General features: G+C 65.6%; 19 protein-coding genes and 2 tRNA genes. 13 read left to right on the forward strand and 8 right to left on the reverse strand.

The annotated features are described in order from the left end of the window. Positions 1-5: 5 nt before the first annotated feature. Together ABE571_RS03455 and ABE571_RS03460 are read right to left on the reverse strand one after the other, a co-directional pair. Entirely contained in the window at positions 6-422 is a 417-nt protein-coding gene (locus ABE571_RS03455) for a hypothetical protein (RefSeq protein ID WP_313211058.1), read from the reverse strand. Continuing rightward, positions 377-1,204, reverse strand: a complete 828-nt coding sequence (locus ABE571_RS03460; RefSeq protein WP_346493187.1) for a DUF4852 domain-containing protein — start codon at positions 1,202-1,204, stop codon at positions 377-379. The genes ABE571_RS03455 and ABE571_RS03460 overlap by 46 nt, the downstream gene beginning before the upstream one ends. Positions 1,205-1,319: 115 nt before the next feature. Between ABE571_RS03460 and ABE571_RS03465 the strand changes: the two genes are divergently transcribed. The 6 genes from ABE571_RS03465 (at position 1,320) to ABE571_RS03490 (ending at position 7,413) form a co-directional block, all read left to right on the forward strand. After that, positions 1,320-2,429 carry a hypothetical protein gene (locus tag ABE571_RS03465; protein WP_346493188.1) on the forward strand — a complete coding sequence of 370 codons (1,110 nt, stop codon included), beginning with the start codon at positions 1,320-1,322 and terminating at the stop codon, positions 2,427-2,429. A 213-nt stretch (positions 2,430-2,642) separates the two neighbouring features. Then, positions 2,643-4,118 carry an anthranilate synthase component I gene (trpE, locus tag ABE571_RS03470; RefSeq protein ID WP_313211061.1) on the forward strand — a complete coding sequence of 492 codons (1,476 nt, stop codon included), beginning with the start codon at positions 2,643-2,645 and terminating at the stop codon, positions 4,116-4,118. Between the two features lie 75 nt (positions 4,119-4,193). Next, positions 4,194-4,772: an aminodeoxychorismate/anthranilate synthase component II gene (locus ABE571_RS03475; protein ID WP_070472319.1), complete on the forward strand. Its 579-nt coding sequence runs from the start codon at positions 4,194-4,196 to the stop codon at positions 4,770-4,772. A gap of 32 nt (positions 4,773-4,804) precedes the next feature. Further along, on the forward strand, positions 4,805-5,842 hold the full coding sequence (gene trpD / locus ABE571_RS03480) for an anthranilate phosphoribosyltransferase (RefSeq protein WP_313219435.1): 1,038 nt from the start codon (positions 4,805-4,807) through the stop codon (positions 5,840-5,842). A 63-nt stretch (positions 5,843-5,905) separates the two neighbouring features. Then, entirely contained in the window at positions 5,906-6,700 is a 795-nt protein-coding gene (trpC, locus tag ABE571_RS03485) for an indole-3-glycerol phosphate synthase TrpC (protein WP_346493189.1), read from the forward strand. Next, a complete protein-coding gene (locus tag ABE571_RS03490; RefSeq protein ID WP_121040613.1) occupies positions 6,697-7,413 on the forward strand; it encodes a haloacid dehalogenase-like hydrolase in 717 nt (238 codons plus the stop codon). The genes trpC and ABE571_RS03490 overlap by 4 nt, the downstream gene beginning before the upstream one ends. A gap of 39 nt (positions 7,414-7,452) precedes the next feature. Here the strand turns inward: ABE571_RS03490 and ABE571_RS03495 are convergent, their stop codons facing one another. Continuing rightward, positions 7,453-8,214: a sulfite exporter TauE/SafE family protein gene (locus ABE571_RS03495; protein ID WP_313219437.1), complete on the reverse strand. Its 762-nt coding sequence runs from the start codon at positions 8,212-8,214 to the stop codon at positions 7,453-7,455. 140 nt (positions 8,215-8,354) lie between these two features. Then, positions 8,355-9,020 (reverse strand): cAMP-activated global transcriptional regulator CRP, encoded by a 666-nt coding sequence (gene crp / locus ABE571_RS03500; protein ID WP_088433580.1) that lies wholly within the window; start codon positions 9,018-9,020, stop codon positions 8,355-8,357. Between the two features lie 170 nt (positions 9,021-9,190). On the opposite strand from crp, the gene speD reads away from it, so the two are divergent. Then, entirely contained in the window at positions 9,191-9,985 is a 795-nt protein-coding gene (gene speD / locus ABE571_RS03505; RefSeq protein WP_019185315.1) for an adenosylmethionine decarboxylase, read from the forward strand. A 169-nt stretch (positions 9,986-10,154) separates the two neighbouring features. Then, positions 10,155-10,472, forward strand: a complete 318-nt coding sequence (sugE, locus tag ABE571_RS03510; RefSeq protein ID WP_070472306.1) for a quaternary ammonium compound efflux SMR transporter SugE — start codon at positions 10,155-10,157, stop codon at positions 10,470-10,472. Between the two features lie 146 nt (positions 10,473-10,618). Here sugE and coq7 read toward each other — a convergent pair whose 3' ends face one another. Beyond that, the gene (gene coq7 / locus ABE571_RS03515; RefSeq protein ID WP_346493190.1) at positions 10,619-11,263 is read right to left on the reverse strand and encodes a 2-polyprenyl-3-methyl-6-methoxy-1,4-benzoquinone monooxygenase; all 645 of its coding nucleotides are present in this window, start codon (positions 11,261-11,263) and stop codon (positions 10,619-10,621) included. 181 nt (positions 11,264-11,444) lie between these two features. Here coq7 and rplM point away from each other — a divergent pair, with 181 nt between their 5' ends. Together rplM and rpsI are read left to right on the forward strand one after the other, a co-directional pair. Continuing rightward, entirely contained in the window at positions 11,445-11,873 is a 429-nt protein-coding gene (gene rplM, locus ABE571_RS03520; RefSeq protein WP_017354548.1) for a 50S ribosomal protein L13, read from the forward strand. Positions 11,874-11,875: 2 nt separating this feature from the next. Beyond that, entirely contained in the window at positions 11,876-12,268 is a 393-nt protein-coding gene (rpsI, locus tag ABE571_RS03525; RefSeq protein ID WP_017354549.1) for a 30S ribosomal protein S9, read from the forward strand. 449 nt (positions 12,269-12,717) lie between these two features. Here the strand turns inward: rpsI and ABE571_RS03530 are convergent. Next, positions 12,718-12,792: transfer RNA gene (locus ABE571_RS03530), tRNA-Gln, on the reverse strand. A 49-nt stretch (positions 12,793-12,841) separates the two neighbouring features. Beyond that, positions 12,842-12,918 (reverse strand) — tRNA-Met (locus ABE571_RS03535). A 121-nt stretch (positions 12,919-13,039) separates the two neighbouring features. Between ABE571_RS03535 and ABE571_RS03540 the strand changes: the two genes are divergently transcribed. From ABE571_RS03540 to bfr, 3 genes are all read left to right on the forward strand, one after another. Then, positions 13,040-13,672, forward strand: a complete 633-nt coding sequence (locus ABE571_RS03540; protein WP_313211067.1) for an RNA pyrophosphohydrolase — start codon at positions 13,040-13,042, stop codon at positions 13,670-13,672. Between the two features lie 116 nt (positions 13,673-13,788). Beyond that, positions 13,789-13,995, forward strand: coding sequence for a (2Fe-2S)-binding protein (locus ABE571_RS03545; protein WP_088433582.1), 207 nt, complete (start codon positions 13,789-13,791; stop codon positions 13,993-13,995). 107 nt (positions 13,996-14,102) lie between these two features. Continuing rightward, a complete protein-coding gene (bfr, locus tag ABE571_RS03550) occupies positions 14,103-14,573 on the forward strand; it encodes a bacterioferritin (RefSeq protein ID WP_019185321.1) in 471 nt (156 codons plus the stop codon). 1 nt (position 14,574) lies between these two features. Here bfr and ABE571_RS03555 read toward each other — a convergent pair whose 3' ends face one another. Beyond that, a complete protein-coding gene (locus tag ABE571_RS03555; protein ID WP_313211068.1) occupies positions 14,575-16,878 on the reverse strand; it encodes an ATP-binding protein in 2,304 nt (767 codons plus the stop codon). Position 16,879: the final 1 nt, after the last annotated feature.

Below are 16,879 nucleotides of genomic sequence, written 5' to 3' on the forward strand. Positions count from 1 at the left end.
GATCCTCAATGCATGGACATGGCTGCGCCAAACAGGCCGAGCACGGTGAGATTGACCAGCACCCAGACGATGCCCGCAGCGAACAGGCTGGCCAAGGTGATCAACAACTGCTTGATGCCATCGGGGTTCCCCTTGCTTTGCGCATAGGCGAAACACAGGATCGTGCTGAGCAGGAACAGCACCACCCCGACGATGCCGATGATCGGCACCAGAGCGCAGACCCAGCCGATCCATCGCAGCGTCCTGGCCGTGCGCATCAGGCCTTCGGTTGCGCGCCGCCCGGCTTCCTCGCGCACGAGGCGCTGCTGCAGCGCGTTCTGGACGTCGCTTTCATTGAGTTGATTCATGGATGATTCCCCTGTGGATTCCGAAACGATCAGCTGCCCAAAGCACGCCGTGCGCAGTCCTCCGGCGAAACGCACGGATCCTCTTCCGCTGGCTGCGCTGCCACCGCCGGATCGGGCGAGTAGGACGCCAGGACGCGTCCGCTGCGGTCCAGAAGCTGGACGTGCGTGACGTACGCATTGAGGCGTCGCTGGTTCAGATCCGCAGACTGGACGAAGAAGTAGGTCCGCAGCCGGGGTTTGCTGTTCCATCGGCTACGAAGCCCTTCAAGCTCGCGGGCAACCGCTTCGTCAGCGACCGGGGCGAGCTGAACCTGCGCAGGGTTGGCCCAGGTGTAGGTGTACTCCGGAATGTCCATGAAGTAGCGATACTTGCCGCCGTTGAATTCGCCGACCGGGAAGCCCTTCCGCTCGAAGTCATAGGCCTGCAGGTCGGCATCCTCCAGTTCGCTCCAGAAATACGGCGAGCGGCCCGCGTCTGCGATGCCCTGTTCGAGCTGCGGGCGAAGCGCCACCATCAGGTCCTTGCGGCGGAAGGTATCGGCCGTGCCGCGGTATTCCTGCGAGGCGAGGCTGGCCATCGTGTCGAAATCCGTCGGCAGCTTGGACGTGGCGGCATAAAGAAACATCACCTGTTGGCCGCTATCCAACTTGCGATACTCAGTCAGCGGCTTGGCCAGGTCGGCTTGGGGAAGCGGGGTGCGTGCCGTTTTATCTGCGCTTGCCTCACCCTCGGCCGCAGGGGTGTTGCTGTCGTTATCGGCGCTCGGGGGTGCTGCATCGTCTTTGCCGTTGCAGGCGACAAGCAGCAGGGACAGGGTGAGTGCGGTGGAAAGTGATTGCAGTGCGGAGAGGGCCATGGCGTCCTTGACGTGGTGATGGGATGGCGGCAAATCTGCGTCCAGAGGCGCAGCGACGCAGGTCGTGAACATGACTTGACGAACAACACAGGAGGTGGTTGTGAAAGCGGAGCTTATGGAGGAGCTGTACGCCGGGGTCACCGATCCCGAGCGGATGCAGTCATTCGTTGAACGGCTCGGGCGCGCGGTTGGTTGCCACTCGGGCAGCGTGACCCTGCGGGACGTGCAGGGTGGGCGTCACGTGGCGCTCGTTGCGGCCGGTGCGATGGCGGACCCGCGTACGGTGGAGCGCTTCAACGAAGACACGCTGTATTCGGTGGACAACCTCTGGTTCAACCGGGCCGCGCCTACGATGCGGGCTGGCAGTGTCATCGTCAGCGACCGGGTGGCCACGCTGGAGGAGATGCGCGGAACGCGGTATTACCTGGATTTCCTGCGCCAGATCGACACGCTGCGCTCGGTGGCGCTATGTGCCTCGCGCAAGCCGGATCAGGTCACCATGTTGACCTTCGTGGGAACCGAGCGGCGGGGCGATTTCGATGCACGAGAGGTGGCACTCTGCGAAGCGTTGGCACCGCACTTCGTCAACGCCTTCGAGTTGCGCCAGTCACTGCAGGACGCGTGGCGCCAGGCAGGGACGTTGGCCCTGTTGCTTCTCGATGAGAACCTGCGGCCGGTGTCGGTGAATGCCGGGGGGGAGGAGATGCTGCTGGGTCGTGTCCTGCGTGTGCGCCGCAAGGCGGCATTGGAGCCGGTACATCCGGCCTCGCGTGCAGGCTGGAATGCCCTGGTCCGGCGCCTGGCGCTGCGGGGCGGTCCGGCGCAGGACCCCGGGGAGGATATCGTCGCCCTGCATGATGTCGATGGGCTACTGGCAGGCTTCGCGTCGCTCAGGCCTTACGGAAAGTACATCCCCGGCACCGGTACCGCCCGCTTTGTCATGACGGTCAACACGCTCGTGCGGCGTTCGTCTGCCGGGCTGTCCACCACCCTGCGCGAGCTTTTCGGCCTGACCCCGGCCGAAGCCACCCTGGCCGTGGCGCTGCATCACCAAGGCGAGCTGTCGGCCGCCGCCACGATCTGCGGCATCGGTGTCGGAAGCGCGCGGACCCGCCTGCAGAGCATTTTCGAGAAGACCCGTCTGCATCGGCAGGTGGACCTCGTCAGGATGCTGGATACCCTGAACGGTATGTTGGCCGCCGAGCGGCCGATGCCCCTGTACTGACGCTGGAGGCGCCAGTGCGGGCGCCGCGTCGGGGGCTGGCGTGCCTGCCTGCGGCGCGTGACGGGGTTCCCCCCCGCGCCGGGCTGCGGTACAGTCGCCGGGTGTCCATTCTGACGACCCCGCATACCCTTTCTTCCGCTCGCCGTTGGTGGCGATGGTGGCCTGTTGCCGTCGTCCGTCCCGCCACCGCCGTTTCCCGGAAGGAAAGTCGTCTTGATTACGCTCGAGCAGTTCCAGCAGCAGGCCGCTGAAGGCCACACCCGCATCCCCGTCGTCCGTGAAGTGCTGTCCGACCTGGACACGCCGCTGTCGGTCTATCTGAAGCTCGCCGACGGCCCGCATACCTATCTGTTTGAATCGGTCGAGGGCGGCGAACGCTTCGGGCGCTATTCCATCATCGGCCTGCCGGCACGCCGGGTATATGCCTTCCACGGCCATACCCTGACCATCAGCGAGTCCGGCACCGTGGTGGAAACCCGCGAGGTCGCGGACCCGTTCACCGAGGTCGAGGCGCTGCGCAGCGCCCACTCGGTGCCGAAACTGGCCGGTCTGCCGGGTTTCACCGGCGGCCTGGTCGGCTGGTTTGGCTTTGAGTGCATCGGTTATATCGAACCGCGCCTGGCCCCGCCGCGTGGCCGCGATGAGTTGGGCACGCCGGACATCCTGCTGCTGCACTCCGAAGAGCTGGCGGTGTTCGACAATCTCAAGGGCCGCCTGTACCTGATCGTGCACGCCGACCCGGGGCAGCCCGGGGCGTGGGACCACGCCCAGGCCAAGCTGGATGCGCTGGTCGCCACATTGCGCGCCCCCGGCGCCGGCTACCCCGCGCCGATCACGCGCGATGTGCTGGACGAGAACGATTTCGTCTCCGGCTTCACCCGCGAAGGCTTCATTGCCGCGGTCGACAAGTCCAAGGAATACATCCGCGCCGGCGACATCTTCCAGGTGGTGCTGAGCCAGCGCCTGAGCGTGCCGTTCAAGGCGCGCCCGGTGGATGTGTACCGCGCGCTGCGTGCGCTCAATCCCTCGCCGTACATGTATTTCCTCGATACCGGCGACGTGCAGGTGGTCGGCTCCTCGCCGGAAATCCTGGTGCGGCTGCAGGACGGGGAAGTCACCGTGCGTCCGATCGCCGGCACCCGCCCGCGCGGCGCGACGGTGGAGGAAGACAACGCACTCGAAGTGGAACTGCTGGCCGATCCCAAGGAACGTGCCGAGCATCTGATGCTGATCGATCTCGGCCGCAATGATGCCGGCCGCGTGTCCAAGGCCGGCACGGTGGAAGTGGGCGAGCAGTTCGTGATCGAGCGCTACAGCCACGTCATGCACATTGTCAGCGAGGTCACCGGGCAGCTGCAGCCGGGCCTGAGCTATGCCGACGTGCTGCGTGCGACGTTCCCGGCCGGCACCGTCAGCGGTGCGCCGAAGATACGTGCGCTGGAAGTGATCCGCGAGCTGGAGCCGATCAAGCGCAACGTCTACGCCGGCAGCATCGGCTACATCGGCTGGCATGGCGATGCCGATACCGCCATCGCGATCCGCACCGCGGTGATCAAGGACGGCCGCCTGCACGTGCAGGCGGGCGCCGGCATCGTTTACGACTCCGACCCCGGCAAGGAATGGGACGAGACGATGAACAAGGGCCGCGCGCTGTTCCGTGCGGTCGCGCAGGCGGCCAAGGGCCTGTAACGCACTGCTGCCGAACGGCCTGACACGTGCACGGTTGCGTGCACGCCACTTCCCCATTCAAGACGGACCCTGACCATGTTGTTGATGCTCGACAACTACGACAGCTTCACCTACAACCTCGTGCAGTACCTGCAGACGCTGGGCGCCGAGGTCAAGGTGGTGCGCAACGACGCGTTGAGCGTCGATGAAATCGCCGCGCTCGCGCCCGAGCGCATCGTGATTTCGCCCGGCCCGTGCACGCCGAACGAAGCGGGCGTGTCGCTGGAGCTGATCCGCCGGCTCGGTCCGACCACGCCGATCCTCGGCGTGTGCCTGGGCCACCAGAGCATCGGCCAGGTGTATGGCGGCGATGTGATCCGCGCCACCAACATCATGCACGGCAAGACCTCGCCGATCCGGCATGAAGGCAAGGGCGTGTTCGCCGGCCTGCCGGACCGCTACCAGGCCACGCGCTACCACTCGCTGGTGGTCGACAAGACCACGCTGCCGGCCTGCCTGGAAATGACCGCCTGGACCGAGAACGAGGACGGCTCGATCGAAGAGATCATGGGCCTGCGCCATCGCGAACATCCGGTCGAGGGCGTGCAGTTCCACCCCGAGTCGATCCTCACCGAGCATGGCCACGCCCTGCTGAAGAATTTCCTGCAGCGCTGAGCGCGCCGCACCTGCACCACAAAGGACCCCGCATGACCTTCTCCCCCCAGGAAGCCCTGCAGCGCACCATCGAGCACCGCGAAATCTTCTTCGACGAAATGGTCGACCTGATGCGGCAGATCATGCGCGGTGACGTGTCGCCGGTGATGACCGCCGCGATTCTGACCGGCCTGCGGGTCAAGAAGGAAACCATCGGCGAGATCGCCGGTGCCGCCACCGTGATGCGCGAGCTCGCCCTCGCGGTACCGGTGGAGGACAAGACGCATCTGGTGGATATCGTCGGCACCGGTGGCGATGGTTCGCACACCTTCAACATCTCCACGTGCGCGATGTTCGTGGTGTCCGCGGCCGGGGCCAAGGTGGCCAAGCATGGCAACCGCAGTGTTTCCTCCAAGTCCGGCAGTGCCGATGCAGTCGAGGCGCTGGGCGCGATCATCGATCTGCAGCCGGAGGAGGTCGCGCGCGCGATCACCGAGACCGGCATCGGCTTCATGTTCGCGCCGATGCACCACCCGGCGATGAAGGTCGTCGCACCGGTGCGGCGCGAGATGGGCGTGCGCACGATCTTCAACATCCTCGGCCCGCTGACCAATCCGGTCGGTGCGACCAACGTATTGATGGGCGTGTTCCATTCGGATCTGGTCGGCATCCAGGCGCGCGTGCTGCGCGAACTCGGGGCCGAGCGCGCGCTGGTGGTGTGGGGCCGCGACAACATGGATGAGATCTCGCTCGGCGCCGGGACACTGGTGGGCGAACTGCGCGACGGCAAGGTGCGCGAGTACGAGATCCATCCGGAAGATTTCGGTATCGCGATGTCGGCCAGCCGCAACCTCAAGGTCGGCGGTCCGGAAGAATCCATCGCGATGCTGCGTGGCGTGCTCGACAACCAGCCCGGCCCGGCGCTCGACATCGTGGCGCTCAATGCCGGCGCCGCGCTGTACGTGGCCGGTGTCGCCGACAGCATCGCCGATGGTCTGGCCCGTGCCCGTGCGGTGCTGGCCGATGGCAGTGCGCGCTCGCGGATGGAGCAGTACGTCGCCGCCACCCGCCGCATCCGCGGGGCCGTCTGAGCCCGCGTTTTCCGAATTCAGCGGGGCTGGTCGATAATGGCCGGCCTCCAGGACCCCAATGACATGAGCGACATCCTCGATACCATCCTGGCCCGCAAGGCCGAAGAAGTCGCCGCACGCCGGGCCCAGGTGCCGCTTGAAGCACTGATCGCGCGCGTGGAGCAGGCTCCGCCCGTGCGTGGCTTCGCGGATGCGCTGCGCGCCTCGATCACCGCCGGCAACCCAGCCGTGATCGCCGAAATCAAGAAGGCCAGCCCCTCCAAGGGCGTTATCCGCCCGGACTTCCATCCGGCTGATATCGCGGTGAGCTACGAATTTGGCGGGGCCAGCTGCCTGTCGGTGCTGACCGACGTGGATTTCTTCCAGGGCAGTGATGCCTACCTGCAGCAGGCCCGCGACGCCTGCACGCTGCCGGTGCTGCGCAAGGACTTCGTGATCGATGCCTACCAGGTGTATGAAGCGCGTGTGCTCGGCGCGGACTGCATCCTGCTGATCGTGACCGCCCTGGACGACCGCCAGCTGGCCGAGCTGTCCGACCTGGCCATGCAGCTGGGCATGGACGTGCTGGTGGAAGTGCACGACATCGACGAGCTCGAGCGCGCCATCCAGGTGCCGGTGCCGCTGATCGGCATCAACAACCGCAACCTGCGTACCTTCGAGGTGTCGCTGCAGACCACGCTGGACATGCGCCAGGCCGTGCCGCGCGACCGCCTGCTGGTCACCGAAAGCGGCATCCTCGGCACGGCCGATGTCACCGTGATGCGCCAGGCCGGGGTCAACGCGTTCCTGGTCGGTGAGGCCTTCATGCGCGTGGAAGAGCCCGGCGAGGGCCTGCGTCAGCTATTCTTCAGCGCATGACAGCGATCTACCCAACGCCGCGCGACGACGCCCCGCTGGTGGTCTTCGATTTCGATCACACCCTGTATGACGGCGATTCCGGCAGCCATCTGTTCGCCTGGCTGATCAAGCGCAACCCGCTGCGGCTGCTGGCGGCCCTGGTTGCCACGCCGCTGCTCGGCCCGTTGGTGGCATTCCTGCCCACCCGCCGCCGCGGCATCTCCGGCTATGTCTGGATCGCCACGTTTGGCCTGCACCGGGCGCGCGAGTTCAACAAGGTGATCGATCGCTACGTCCTCAAGCACGAAGCCGATATCCGCCGCCGCCTGCTGCCCGTGGCGCTGGAGGTGTTCGCGCGTCACCGCGCCGCTGGCGACCGCGTCGTGGTCGCTACCGGTGCACCGCCGGAACTGGCCCGCGCGATCCTGGCCTTCGTGGCGCACCAGGGCGTGCCGGTGATCGGCAGTGAGGTCGGGCCGTTCCTGGGCGCGGTCATCGCCACCCGCCACTGCCACAACGAAGAAAAGATGCGGATGCTGCGCGAGCGCGGCTACGGCGAGATCGACGTCGCCTACTCCGACAGCAGCGCCGACCTGCCGCTGCTGCTGGCCGCGGCGGCGCCGGTGGTGGTCAATCCGAAGGCGTCCCGGGTGGACTATTTCCGCCAGGTGCTGCCGCCGGGCACCCCCGTGCTCAACTGGGGCTGCGTGGATCGGGCCGGCGATCCGGTCTGATTCACCGCTGAAAATCCCTGAAACGGTGTCGCGTCCGGCTCAGCCTGCGCGCCACTGCACGATGGCATGGCCGATCTGGAACAGGCTGATGCCCAGCACCAGCACGCCGACGGCCACCAGCACCCAGCGTTCCTTGACCTTTTTGACCAGAATCGCGGCAACCGGCGCGGCCATCATGCCGCCGATCAACAGGCCGGCCACGATGTTCAGGTACTGAACGCCCATGGTCAGCAGGAAGGTGATCGACACCGCCAGGGTCACCACGAACTCGGCGGCATTGACCGTCCCGATGGTGGTGCGGGCCTTGCCACCGCGTGCGAGCAGGGTGGACGTCGCCACCGGGCCCCAGCCGCCACCGCCACTGGCATCCAGCAGGCCGGCGACGAAGCCCAGCAGCGGGACGCGCTTCACTTCCTGGGCCGGCAGCATCCGGCCGGCCGCGCGCAGCAGGATGAAGATCGCCAGCACCAGCAGATACATATAGATGAAGGGGCGGATCACGTCGCCGGGCAGCTGGGTCAGCACGTAGGCGCCGACCACCCCACCGACGGCGCCAGGCAGGGCCAGGCGCAGGAACAGCCGACGGTCCACATTGCCCGCGACCAGGTGCGAGACCCCGGACGCCCCGGTGGTGAACACCTCCGCGGTATGGATGCTGGCGCTGACCGCGGCGGGCGGCAGGCCCATGCTGAGCAGGACCGAGGAAGACACCAGCCCGAACGCCATGCCCAGCGCGCCGTCGACCAGCTGTGCGCCGAGGCCGATCAGGATGAACCAATAGAATTCACTGCCAAGTTCCATGCGAACAGCCTAGCGGCAAATGGGCAGGTAGTGCCGACCGCTGGCCGGCGACCCGGGGTAGTCAGGGCCCGGGGGAGGCCGGGTGGCGTGTCCAATCGCGTGCCGGATAGCCGACCAACGGTCGGCTCTACCGCGCTGGGTCAGCGGGTGCCGTACAGGACCACGGTCTTGCCGCGGGCATGCAGTTGCCCGTCGGTCTGCAGCTTCTTCAGCACGCGGCCGGCCATTTCACGCGAGCAGCCGACCAGACGGGCCAGTTCCTGGCGCGAGACGCGCAGCTGGGTGCCCTGCGGGTGGCTCATCGCCTCCGGCTCGCGGGACAGATCGTGCAGGGTCCGCACGATGCGGTCGGTCACATCCAGGAACGCCAGGCGGCTGGCCTTCCTGCTGGTATCGAGCAGGCGCTTGGAGAGCTGCTGGCCGATCGAGTAGAGCAGGCGCGGCGCATCGGCCGAGAGCGGGCCCAGGAACAGCTGATGGAGGCGCTCGTAGCTGATCTCGGCCAGTTCGCACGGGGTGCGGGTGCGCAGGATCACCTCGCGCCGGTCCGATTCGACGAACAGCCCCATCTCACCGACGAACTCTCCCGAGCCGAAGTAGCCCAGCACCAGCTCACGATCGTCATCTTCCTCAGCCATTATTGAGACTGATCCACTGATCACGTAGTAGAGCGTGCCGGCCGGATCGCCAGGACGGAACACGTCGGTACGGGCGGGGTAACGGCGGCGGTGGCTGTGGGCCAGGAAGCGATCGATTGTTGCGATATCCAGGGCCAATGGACTTGTGGCAAGGCGCACAGTTGACACGTTGAGGCGCTCCGATTGCTCATGAAGAATTCACGGCTATGTGCCGGGAGCTTAACGATCCGAATTGTTAAGGGCAAACCGAGCACAGGTACTCGTTTCAATGCAAGTTTCGCCCCCGATCACTTTGCCCCATAATTACTTCTTTCCCACCACACACAGGATCGACCGCCGTGGTCAAGCCGTTGCCTCGCCTGAGGTTGCAGGGTTTCAACAACCTCACCAAGGCGTTGAGCTTCAACATCTATGACGTCTGTTACGCCCGCACCGAAGAGGAGCGTCAGCGTTACATCGAATATATTGATGAAGAGTACAACGCCGATAGGCTGACTCAGATCCTGACCGACGTAGCCGAGATCATCGGCGCGAACATCCTGAACGTGGCCCGCCAGGACTACGACCCCCAGGGTGCCTCGGTGACGATCCTGATCTCGGAAGAGCCGGTGATCGACAAGAAGCAGGCCGGCAAGGAGCTGATCTCCGACGCTGTGGTCGCGCACATGGACAAGAGCCACATCACCGTCCATACCTACCCGGAAACCCATCCGCAGGAGGGCATCGCCACGTTCCGCGCGGACATCGATGTGGCCACCTGTGGCGTGATTTCCCCGTTGAAAGCGCTGAACTACCTGATCGAGAGTCTGGAATCGGACATCGTGATCATGGATTACCGCGTGCGTGGCTTCACTCGTGACGTGAAGGGCAAGAAGCACTACATCGATCACAAGATCAACTCGATCCAGAACTTCCTGGCCAAGAACATCAAGTCGCGTTACGAGATGTTCGACGTCAATGTCTATCAGGAAAATATCTTCCACACGAAGATGCACCTGAAGGATTTCGATCTGGACCAGTACCTGTTCGAAGAGAAGGCCAAGAACCTCTCGTTCAAGGAACGCATGAAGATCGAGGCGCTGCTGCGTCGTGAGATCGAAGAGCTGTTCCATGGGCGCAATCTGGCCGAGTAAGGCACTTCGCGATGTTGTCCGGGCCTGGCCCGGGCAACCTCGTTCAGGCGGGACGGCCCGCCCTGTGGAACCGGTGTTTGCGCAAAACCCGGTTCCACGGTAGCTACCGACGACGGTCCGGTGTGAAAACACCGGGCCGTTTTGCTTTTGTTAACCCAAGGAATCCCCCATGCCCTGGATCTATCTTCTCGTCGCCGGTCTGTTCGAAATCGGCTTCGCCATCGGAATGAAGTACTCCGAAGGCTTCAGCAAGCCCCTTCCGACGCTGGCCACCGTCGCGGCCGCCCTGGTCAGCCTGTACCTGATGAGCCAAGCGATGAAATCCATTCCGGTCGGCACGGCGTACGCGATCTGGACCGGGATCGGCGCATTGGGCGTGGCGATGCTGGGCATCTTCCTGTTCGGCGACAGCGCCTCGCCGTCGCGGCTGGCCTGCATCGCGTTGATCGTGGCCGGGGTGATCGGCCTGAAGCTGGTCTCTGGGTAACGCCCTCGCATTCGCGCTGGCGCTCCCACGGTTCGCTGTGCGAACCGTGGGCCCCCGGCTCACTGAACACCCATACCCCCGCCGCTTCGCGGCGCCCCCCTGACTCAGGGGGGCTTTTCACCCGATGCACGCGGCGCGGTGGAGGCTTAAAGGCGGTACGCGATGGTCTTCATGACCTTGGAGGCCAGCGCCATCACCGACGGGATCGGGGCGGGCAGCCTGCGCGCGCCGGCATGCTCGGCATGGTCGGCGTGGCGGGCTTCGTCGATCTTCATCACCTTGATCACCTCGCGGCTGCGCAGGTCGGCCGGGGGCAGGGTATCCAGGTGTTCGTCCAGATGCGCTTCCACCTGGCGTTCGGTTTCGACCACGAAGCCCAGGTTCCAGCCATCCCCGCGCAGGCCCGCCAGGGTGCCGATGGTGTAGCTGCCGGCATACCAGATCGGATTGAACAGGCTGGGACGGCTGTCCAGTTCGCGCAGGCGCTGGGCACACCAGGCCAGGTGGTCGGTTTCTTCCTGGGCGGCGTCGAGCAGGTGGGCGCGGGTTTCCGGCTCGCGGGCGACCGCGGCCTGGCCGAAGTACAGGCCCTGGGCGCAGACTTCGCCGACATGGTTGATGCGCATGAGACCGGCGGCGTGGCGGCGCTCGGGCGCGGCCATCTGCACGTCCGGGGTGTTCTCGGCGGGGTAGGGGCGGCTGGCCGGCGGATTGCCGAACACGGTATCCAGCGCCCGCTGGGCCTCGGTCAGCAGGTGGTCGAGCGGCGTGATCTGGCGGAGCGCGGTCATGGCAGGAAGTGTCGCGGCGGGGGACTGTCGATTCTCGCCCCCCGGGGCCGGTGTGCCAAGCCGGGATCGGGGTCAACTTGCATGTGGCGGAGATGGCCAGTACACTCCCGCCTCTTCACAACGCGTGGCAGAGTTCCGGCCGTACTGCGCCGTAATGAGCCCGACCTACTAGAGTTCTTTCATGAGCACTTTCACTGCAAAGTCCGAGACCGTCCAGCGCGACTGGTATCTCGTCGACGCATCCGGCAAGACGCTGGGCCGTCTGTCCACCGAGCTGGCCCGCCGTCTGCGCGGCAAGCACAAGCCGGTTTACACCCCTCACGTTGATACCGGTGATTACCTGGTTGTCATCAATGCAGAAAAGATTGCCGTCACCGGCAACAAGCTGCAGGACAAGCTGTATCACCGTTTCACTGGCTACATCGGCAACCTGAAGACCGAAACTCTGGCCCAGGCGCTTGAGCGCCACCCGGAGCGTGTCATCGAGACCGCCGTCAAGGGCATGCTGCCGAAGGGCCCGCTGGGCCGCGCCATGTACCGCAAGCTCAAGGTGTACTCGGGTTCCGAGCACCCGCACGCCGCTCAGCAGCCTCAGGTTCTGGATATCTAATCATGGCTATCACGCAAAACTACGGCACCGGCCGCCGCAAGTCCTCCACCGCCCGCGTGTTCCTGCGCAAGGGCGCCGGCAACATCACCGTCAATGGCCGTCCGCTGGACGAGTTCTTTGGCCGTGAGACTGCACGCATGATCGTGCGTCAGCCGCTGGAACTGACCAAGAACACCGAAAGCTTCGACATCATGGTCACCGCCGCTGGCGGTGGTACCACCGGTCAGGCCGGTGCGATCCGTCTGGGCATCGCCCGTGCGCTGGTCGAGTACGACGAAACCCTGAAGTCCGAGCTGCGCAAGGCTGGCTTCATGACCCGTGACGCCCGTGAAGTCGAGCGTAAGAAGGTCGGCCTGCACAAGGCACGTCGCGCCACCCAGTTCTCCAAGCGCTGATCCATCGCGCCTGGCGTGGGATCCTTCGGGATCCCGCTGGGGGGTACGCAAAAGCCCGGCTTCGGCCGGGCTTTTGTCGTTTCCGGGGGTGGGTTTCGTCCCCGCAGATCGCTTGGTCGTCAGGTGGATGCAGCGAGGGATGGCGACGCTTCCGGCGGCACTGCTGCGCTCGCCGCTGTTTCATAGGGGCGGCGGTGGCGGTAGTGCCGACCGCTGGTCGGCTGCTTTCGTGGCCCGGCATGGGCAGGGTGTCGGCCGTCCACCCTCTTTCTGGTGAAACAGCCCCCTTGGAGTGCAAGGGGGCGCGCCGTCAGGCGCGGGGATGTGGAGGCAAAGAAGGCTGGCCCCAACCTTGCTCCGCAAGGTTGGGGCACTGGGCGCCATGCGCCCAGTCAGCCGCCCAAACAAAACAAAAGGCCTGATCTTTCGATCAGGCCTTTTGTTTTGTTTGGCTGCCCCGGATGGATTCGAACCACCGAATGCCTGAGTCAGAGTCAGGTGCCTTACCGCTTGGCGACGGGGCAAAATGTGCGTGCAATTATTGCACTTTTTCCCTGAAAAACCAAGCGAACTTGGTGGCTATGGGTGGACTCGAACCACCGACCCCAGCATTATGAGTGCTGTGCTCTAACCGGCTGAGCTACATAGCCTCAGGGAGCCGGTAATTCTGGAGATGTATTCGGAATCTGTCAACACTTTTTCACCGCGCTTGTGAGTGGGCAGCGGGCGTGGCACAGTCCCGATCAGTAGATTTTTCTAGGAGTCCGCATCGTGATCGATCCGGACGGCTATCGACCGAACGTCGGTATTGTGCTGATGCGGCAGGATGGGCAGGTTTTCTGGGCACGACGTGTGCGCCGGGATGGCTGGCAGTTCCCGCAGGGCGGCATGAACACCGACGAGACGCCTGTCGAAGCCATGTATCGCGAGTTGCAGGAAGAAACCGGGTTGTTGCCGGAGCACGTTGAAGTGCTCGGGGCGACGCCGGGTTGGCTTCGCTATCGGCTGCCGGCACGGGCCATCCGCCGCAATGAACGGCAGGTCTGTATCGGCCAGAAGCAGGTGTGGTTCCTGCTCCGGCTGGCCGGGGACGAATCCCACGTCACCCTGGACCATACCGACAGCCCCGAGTTCGACCAGTGGCGTTGGGTCGATTTCTGGTACCCGGTCGAACATGTGGTGATGTTCAAGCGGGGCGTCTATGCGCGTGCGCTGCGCCATCTGGCGCCGCTGGCACGGGGGGTGGCCGGGCCGGGGGTGGAAACCATGCCCAAGTCCGCGCAGGAAGCCTGGATGCCTGGCAATGCCGCCGGTCACGACCGGCCGCGCAAGCGCACCACGCCCAAGCGGGGTGGTGGCTACTGGCCGCGCAGCAAGGCCAAGGGCGAGCCGGGCGCCGTCTGAGCGCTGCTGGCGGCTCTGAACCGTATCGAGAATGATTCAGGTTCGAAATTGACAACCATTCGCATTTCGATTGGAATAGCAGCAGGCCGATCCGGGCCTGCCTGCCGAGTCCGCACGTGTACGTCTGCATCTGCAACGGGGTTACCGACCATCAGATCCGCGAAGCCGCGCAGAGCGGTGTCGTGAGCGTGTCCGAGCTGACGATGCGCACCGGCTGCGGCGCGACCTGCGGCTCCTGCCTGGACATGGCGGCCGATCTGTTGGCCAAGTTCAGCGCTACCCACGACCTGCCACTGCCGGTATTGGGCCTGCAAGCCGCCTGAGATCGGCCGGCCCGGTTGCGGGCCGCAACTGAGCACGATTCGCGTTCCTTCATGCCTGCGCGCGACGCGGTACAGTGCCCGCGATTCCACGCAGCAGGAGCACGCTCATGAAGGGCGACGCCAAAGTCATCGAATTCCTCAACAAGGTCCTCTACAACGAGCTGACCGCGATCAACCAGTACTTCCTGCACGCCAAGATGCTGAAGAACTGGGGCCTGAAGGAGCTCGCCGATCACGAGTACAAGGAATCGATCGAAGAGATGAAGCATGCGGACATCCTGTCCGACCGCATCCTCTTCCTCGAAGGCCTGCCGAACTTCCAGGCACTGGGCAAGCTGCGCATCGGCGAGAACCCGGCCGAGATCCTGCAGTGCGACCTCAGCCTGGAACGCGACGGCGTGGTGACCCTGCGCGAAGCGGTGGCCTATGCCGATTCGATCGGTGACTACGTCAGCCGCCAGCTGTTCGTGAAGATCCTCGAGTCCGAGGAAGAGCATATCGACTGGCTGGAAACCCAGCTGGATCTGATCGAGCGCATCGGCGAACCGAACTACCTGCTGACCAAGATCGAAGACTGAGTCAGCCCTGCAATGGGGCGCGCAGGCGGGCGTGATAGCCGCCCAGCGCGATTCGTGCACGCGCGAACTCGGCGATCAACAGCGCCACCGCCACGGCGGGGCGCTCCAGCGTGCCGGCGCGGGCATCGTGCTCGATCCGCCAGGCCGCTGCCGACAGGGCCATCGCGCCCACATTCGCACTGGCGGATTTGAGGCTGTGGGCCAACGCGCGCAGCTGGTCCAGGTCCGCTGCGACCGAGGCGTCCTGCAGCTGGCGGATCAGCGGTGGCGTGTCATCCAGGAACACGCCGATGACCCGCGCGGTGTCCGCGCCGATCACTTCAAGCAGTTCATCGAGCACGTCCTGGTCGAGCACCGCGGCGGGTGTCTGGTCGCGTGCGGGCACCGCTGCGGTGGCTGCAAAGGGCCGGGTCGGCAGCAACGCCGGGTCGTCGGCCAGCACGCTTCCCCAGCGTGCCAGCACGGCCTGGAGTGTTTCGCGGTGGATCGGTTTGGACAGGTAATCGTCCATGCCGGCCTGCAGGCAGCGCTCGCGGTCGCCGGCCATCGCATTGGCGGTCATCGCCACGATCGGCAGCCGCGCCGCGCCTCGTGTGGCCTCGTGCGCGCGCCAGCGGCGGGTCGCGTCGTAGCCATCCAGCACCGGCATCTGGCAATCCATCAGCACCACATCGAACGGCCGGGCCTGCAGTGCCTCCAGGGCCTGCTCGCCCTGGGTGGCGGTCTCCACCTCGCAGCCCAGCACCTGCAGCAGCCGCTGCGCGACCAGCAGGTTGACGCTGTTGTCTTCCACCAGCAGCACGCGCAGCGGGAACTGCGGCAGTGCCGTGGGCGAGCCTGCGTATTCCACCTCGGCCAGCAGCGCAGCCGGGCGCGCACTGGGCACCACCGGGCGCAGCAGCGCGTGCAGTTCACTGTCAGCGCCCTGCCGCGACAGGGCGGGTCCCGGGCCAAGCGACTCGGGCGCGGGCGCCTCATCGCCGTACAGCCACAGCAGCTGCGCAGTGGGATGCCGTTCGTTCCCGGCCACCGCCTTCTGCAGTGCCTGGGTGCCATGGCGCAGGCCGTCGGTGTCGGCGATCACCCAGGTCAGGGCCGGGTCGATACCGGGGCGCTGTGGCGCGCGCAGGGCGTCGATCGCTTCGGCGCTGGTCTCCACCGTGTGCAGGCGCAGATCATGGTGCTGGGTCACCCGCTCGATACGCTGGGCGAGCACCGCATCGCGGGTGATCAGCAAGGCACGCCGCGTGTTGCCGACCGCTGGCAGATCGCCGATCACCTTGAGCAGGGGAATCTCGAACCAGAACGTAGCGCCGCGCCCCACGGTGGAGTGCACGCCGATCCGGCCCTGCATCAGGTCGATGATGCGCTTGCAGATGGCCAGGCCCAGCCCGGTGCCGCCGTACAGGCGCGTGGTGGACGCATCGGCCTGGCTGAAGGACTGGAACAGGCGCGCCTGCAGGGCGTCGTCGATGCCGATCCCGCTGTCGGCGATCTCGAACCGCAGCTGGTGCTGCGCGTTGGTCTCGCCCTGGCGCTGCACGCGCAGCCGGATCTGGCCACGCTCGGTGAACTTGATCGCATTGACCAGCAGGTTGCTCAGCACCTGGCGCAGGCGCACCGGGTCGCCACGGACGGACAGGCGTACCGCCGGGTCGAGTTCGAGCGAGAGCTGCAGGCCTTTCGGATCGGCGGCGCGCTGCATCAACTGCACCAGCCCTTCGAGCAGCTCGCGCAGGTTGAACGTGGTGATCTCCAGGTTCAGGCCCTTGGCCTCGAGCCGGGAGTAATCGAGGATGTCGTCGACGATCCTCAGCAGCTGCTGTGAGCTGGTCGCCGCGGTCTGCAGCATCTGGCGCTGGTCACTGCCGAGCTGGCCGCGCGCGATCAGATCGAGCATCGGCAGGATGCCGTTGAGCGGCGTTCGGATCTCGTGGCTCATGGTAGCCAGGAACTCACCCTTGGCCAGCGCCGCGGCTTCGGCGGCCTGCTTGGCGCTGAGCAGTTCCTGTTCAAGCTGGTTCTGCTGCTGCCGGCGCTGCTGCAGCTGATCGCGCTCGAGCACCAGCGCCTCACTACGCCGCTGCAGCCGCTCCAGCTGGTCCTGCGCGTCACGCCAGCGGCGTACCGCCTGGATGCCGGCGATCAGTGCCACCACGCCGGTGCCGGCGGCAATGTCGATCCACGGCCCATTGGCACCGATGCGCGCCATCACCGCGGCAGTGGCACACAGGGCGGCCGCCGCAGCGCTGATCCACAGCGGGGCCGGGGTGGAGGAGGGAGCTGGCCGTCCGTGGCGTCCCATG

Source organism: Stenotrophomonas sp. TWI273, assembly GCF_039674765.1.
GTDB lineage: Bacteria > Pseudomonadota > Gammaproteobacteria > Xanthomonadales > Xanthomonadaceae > Stenotrophomonas.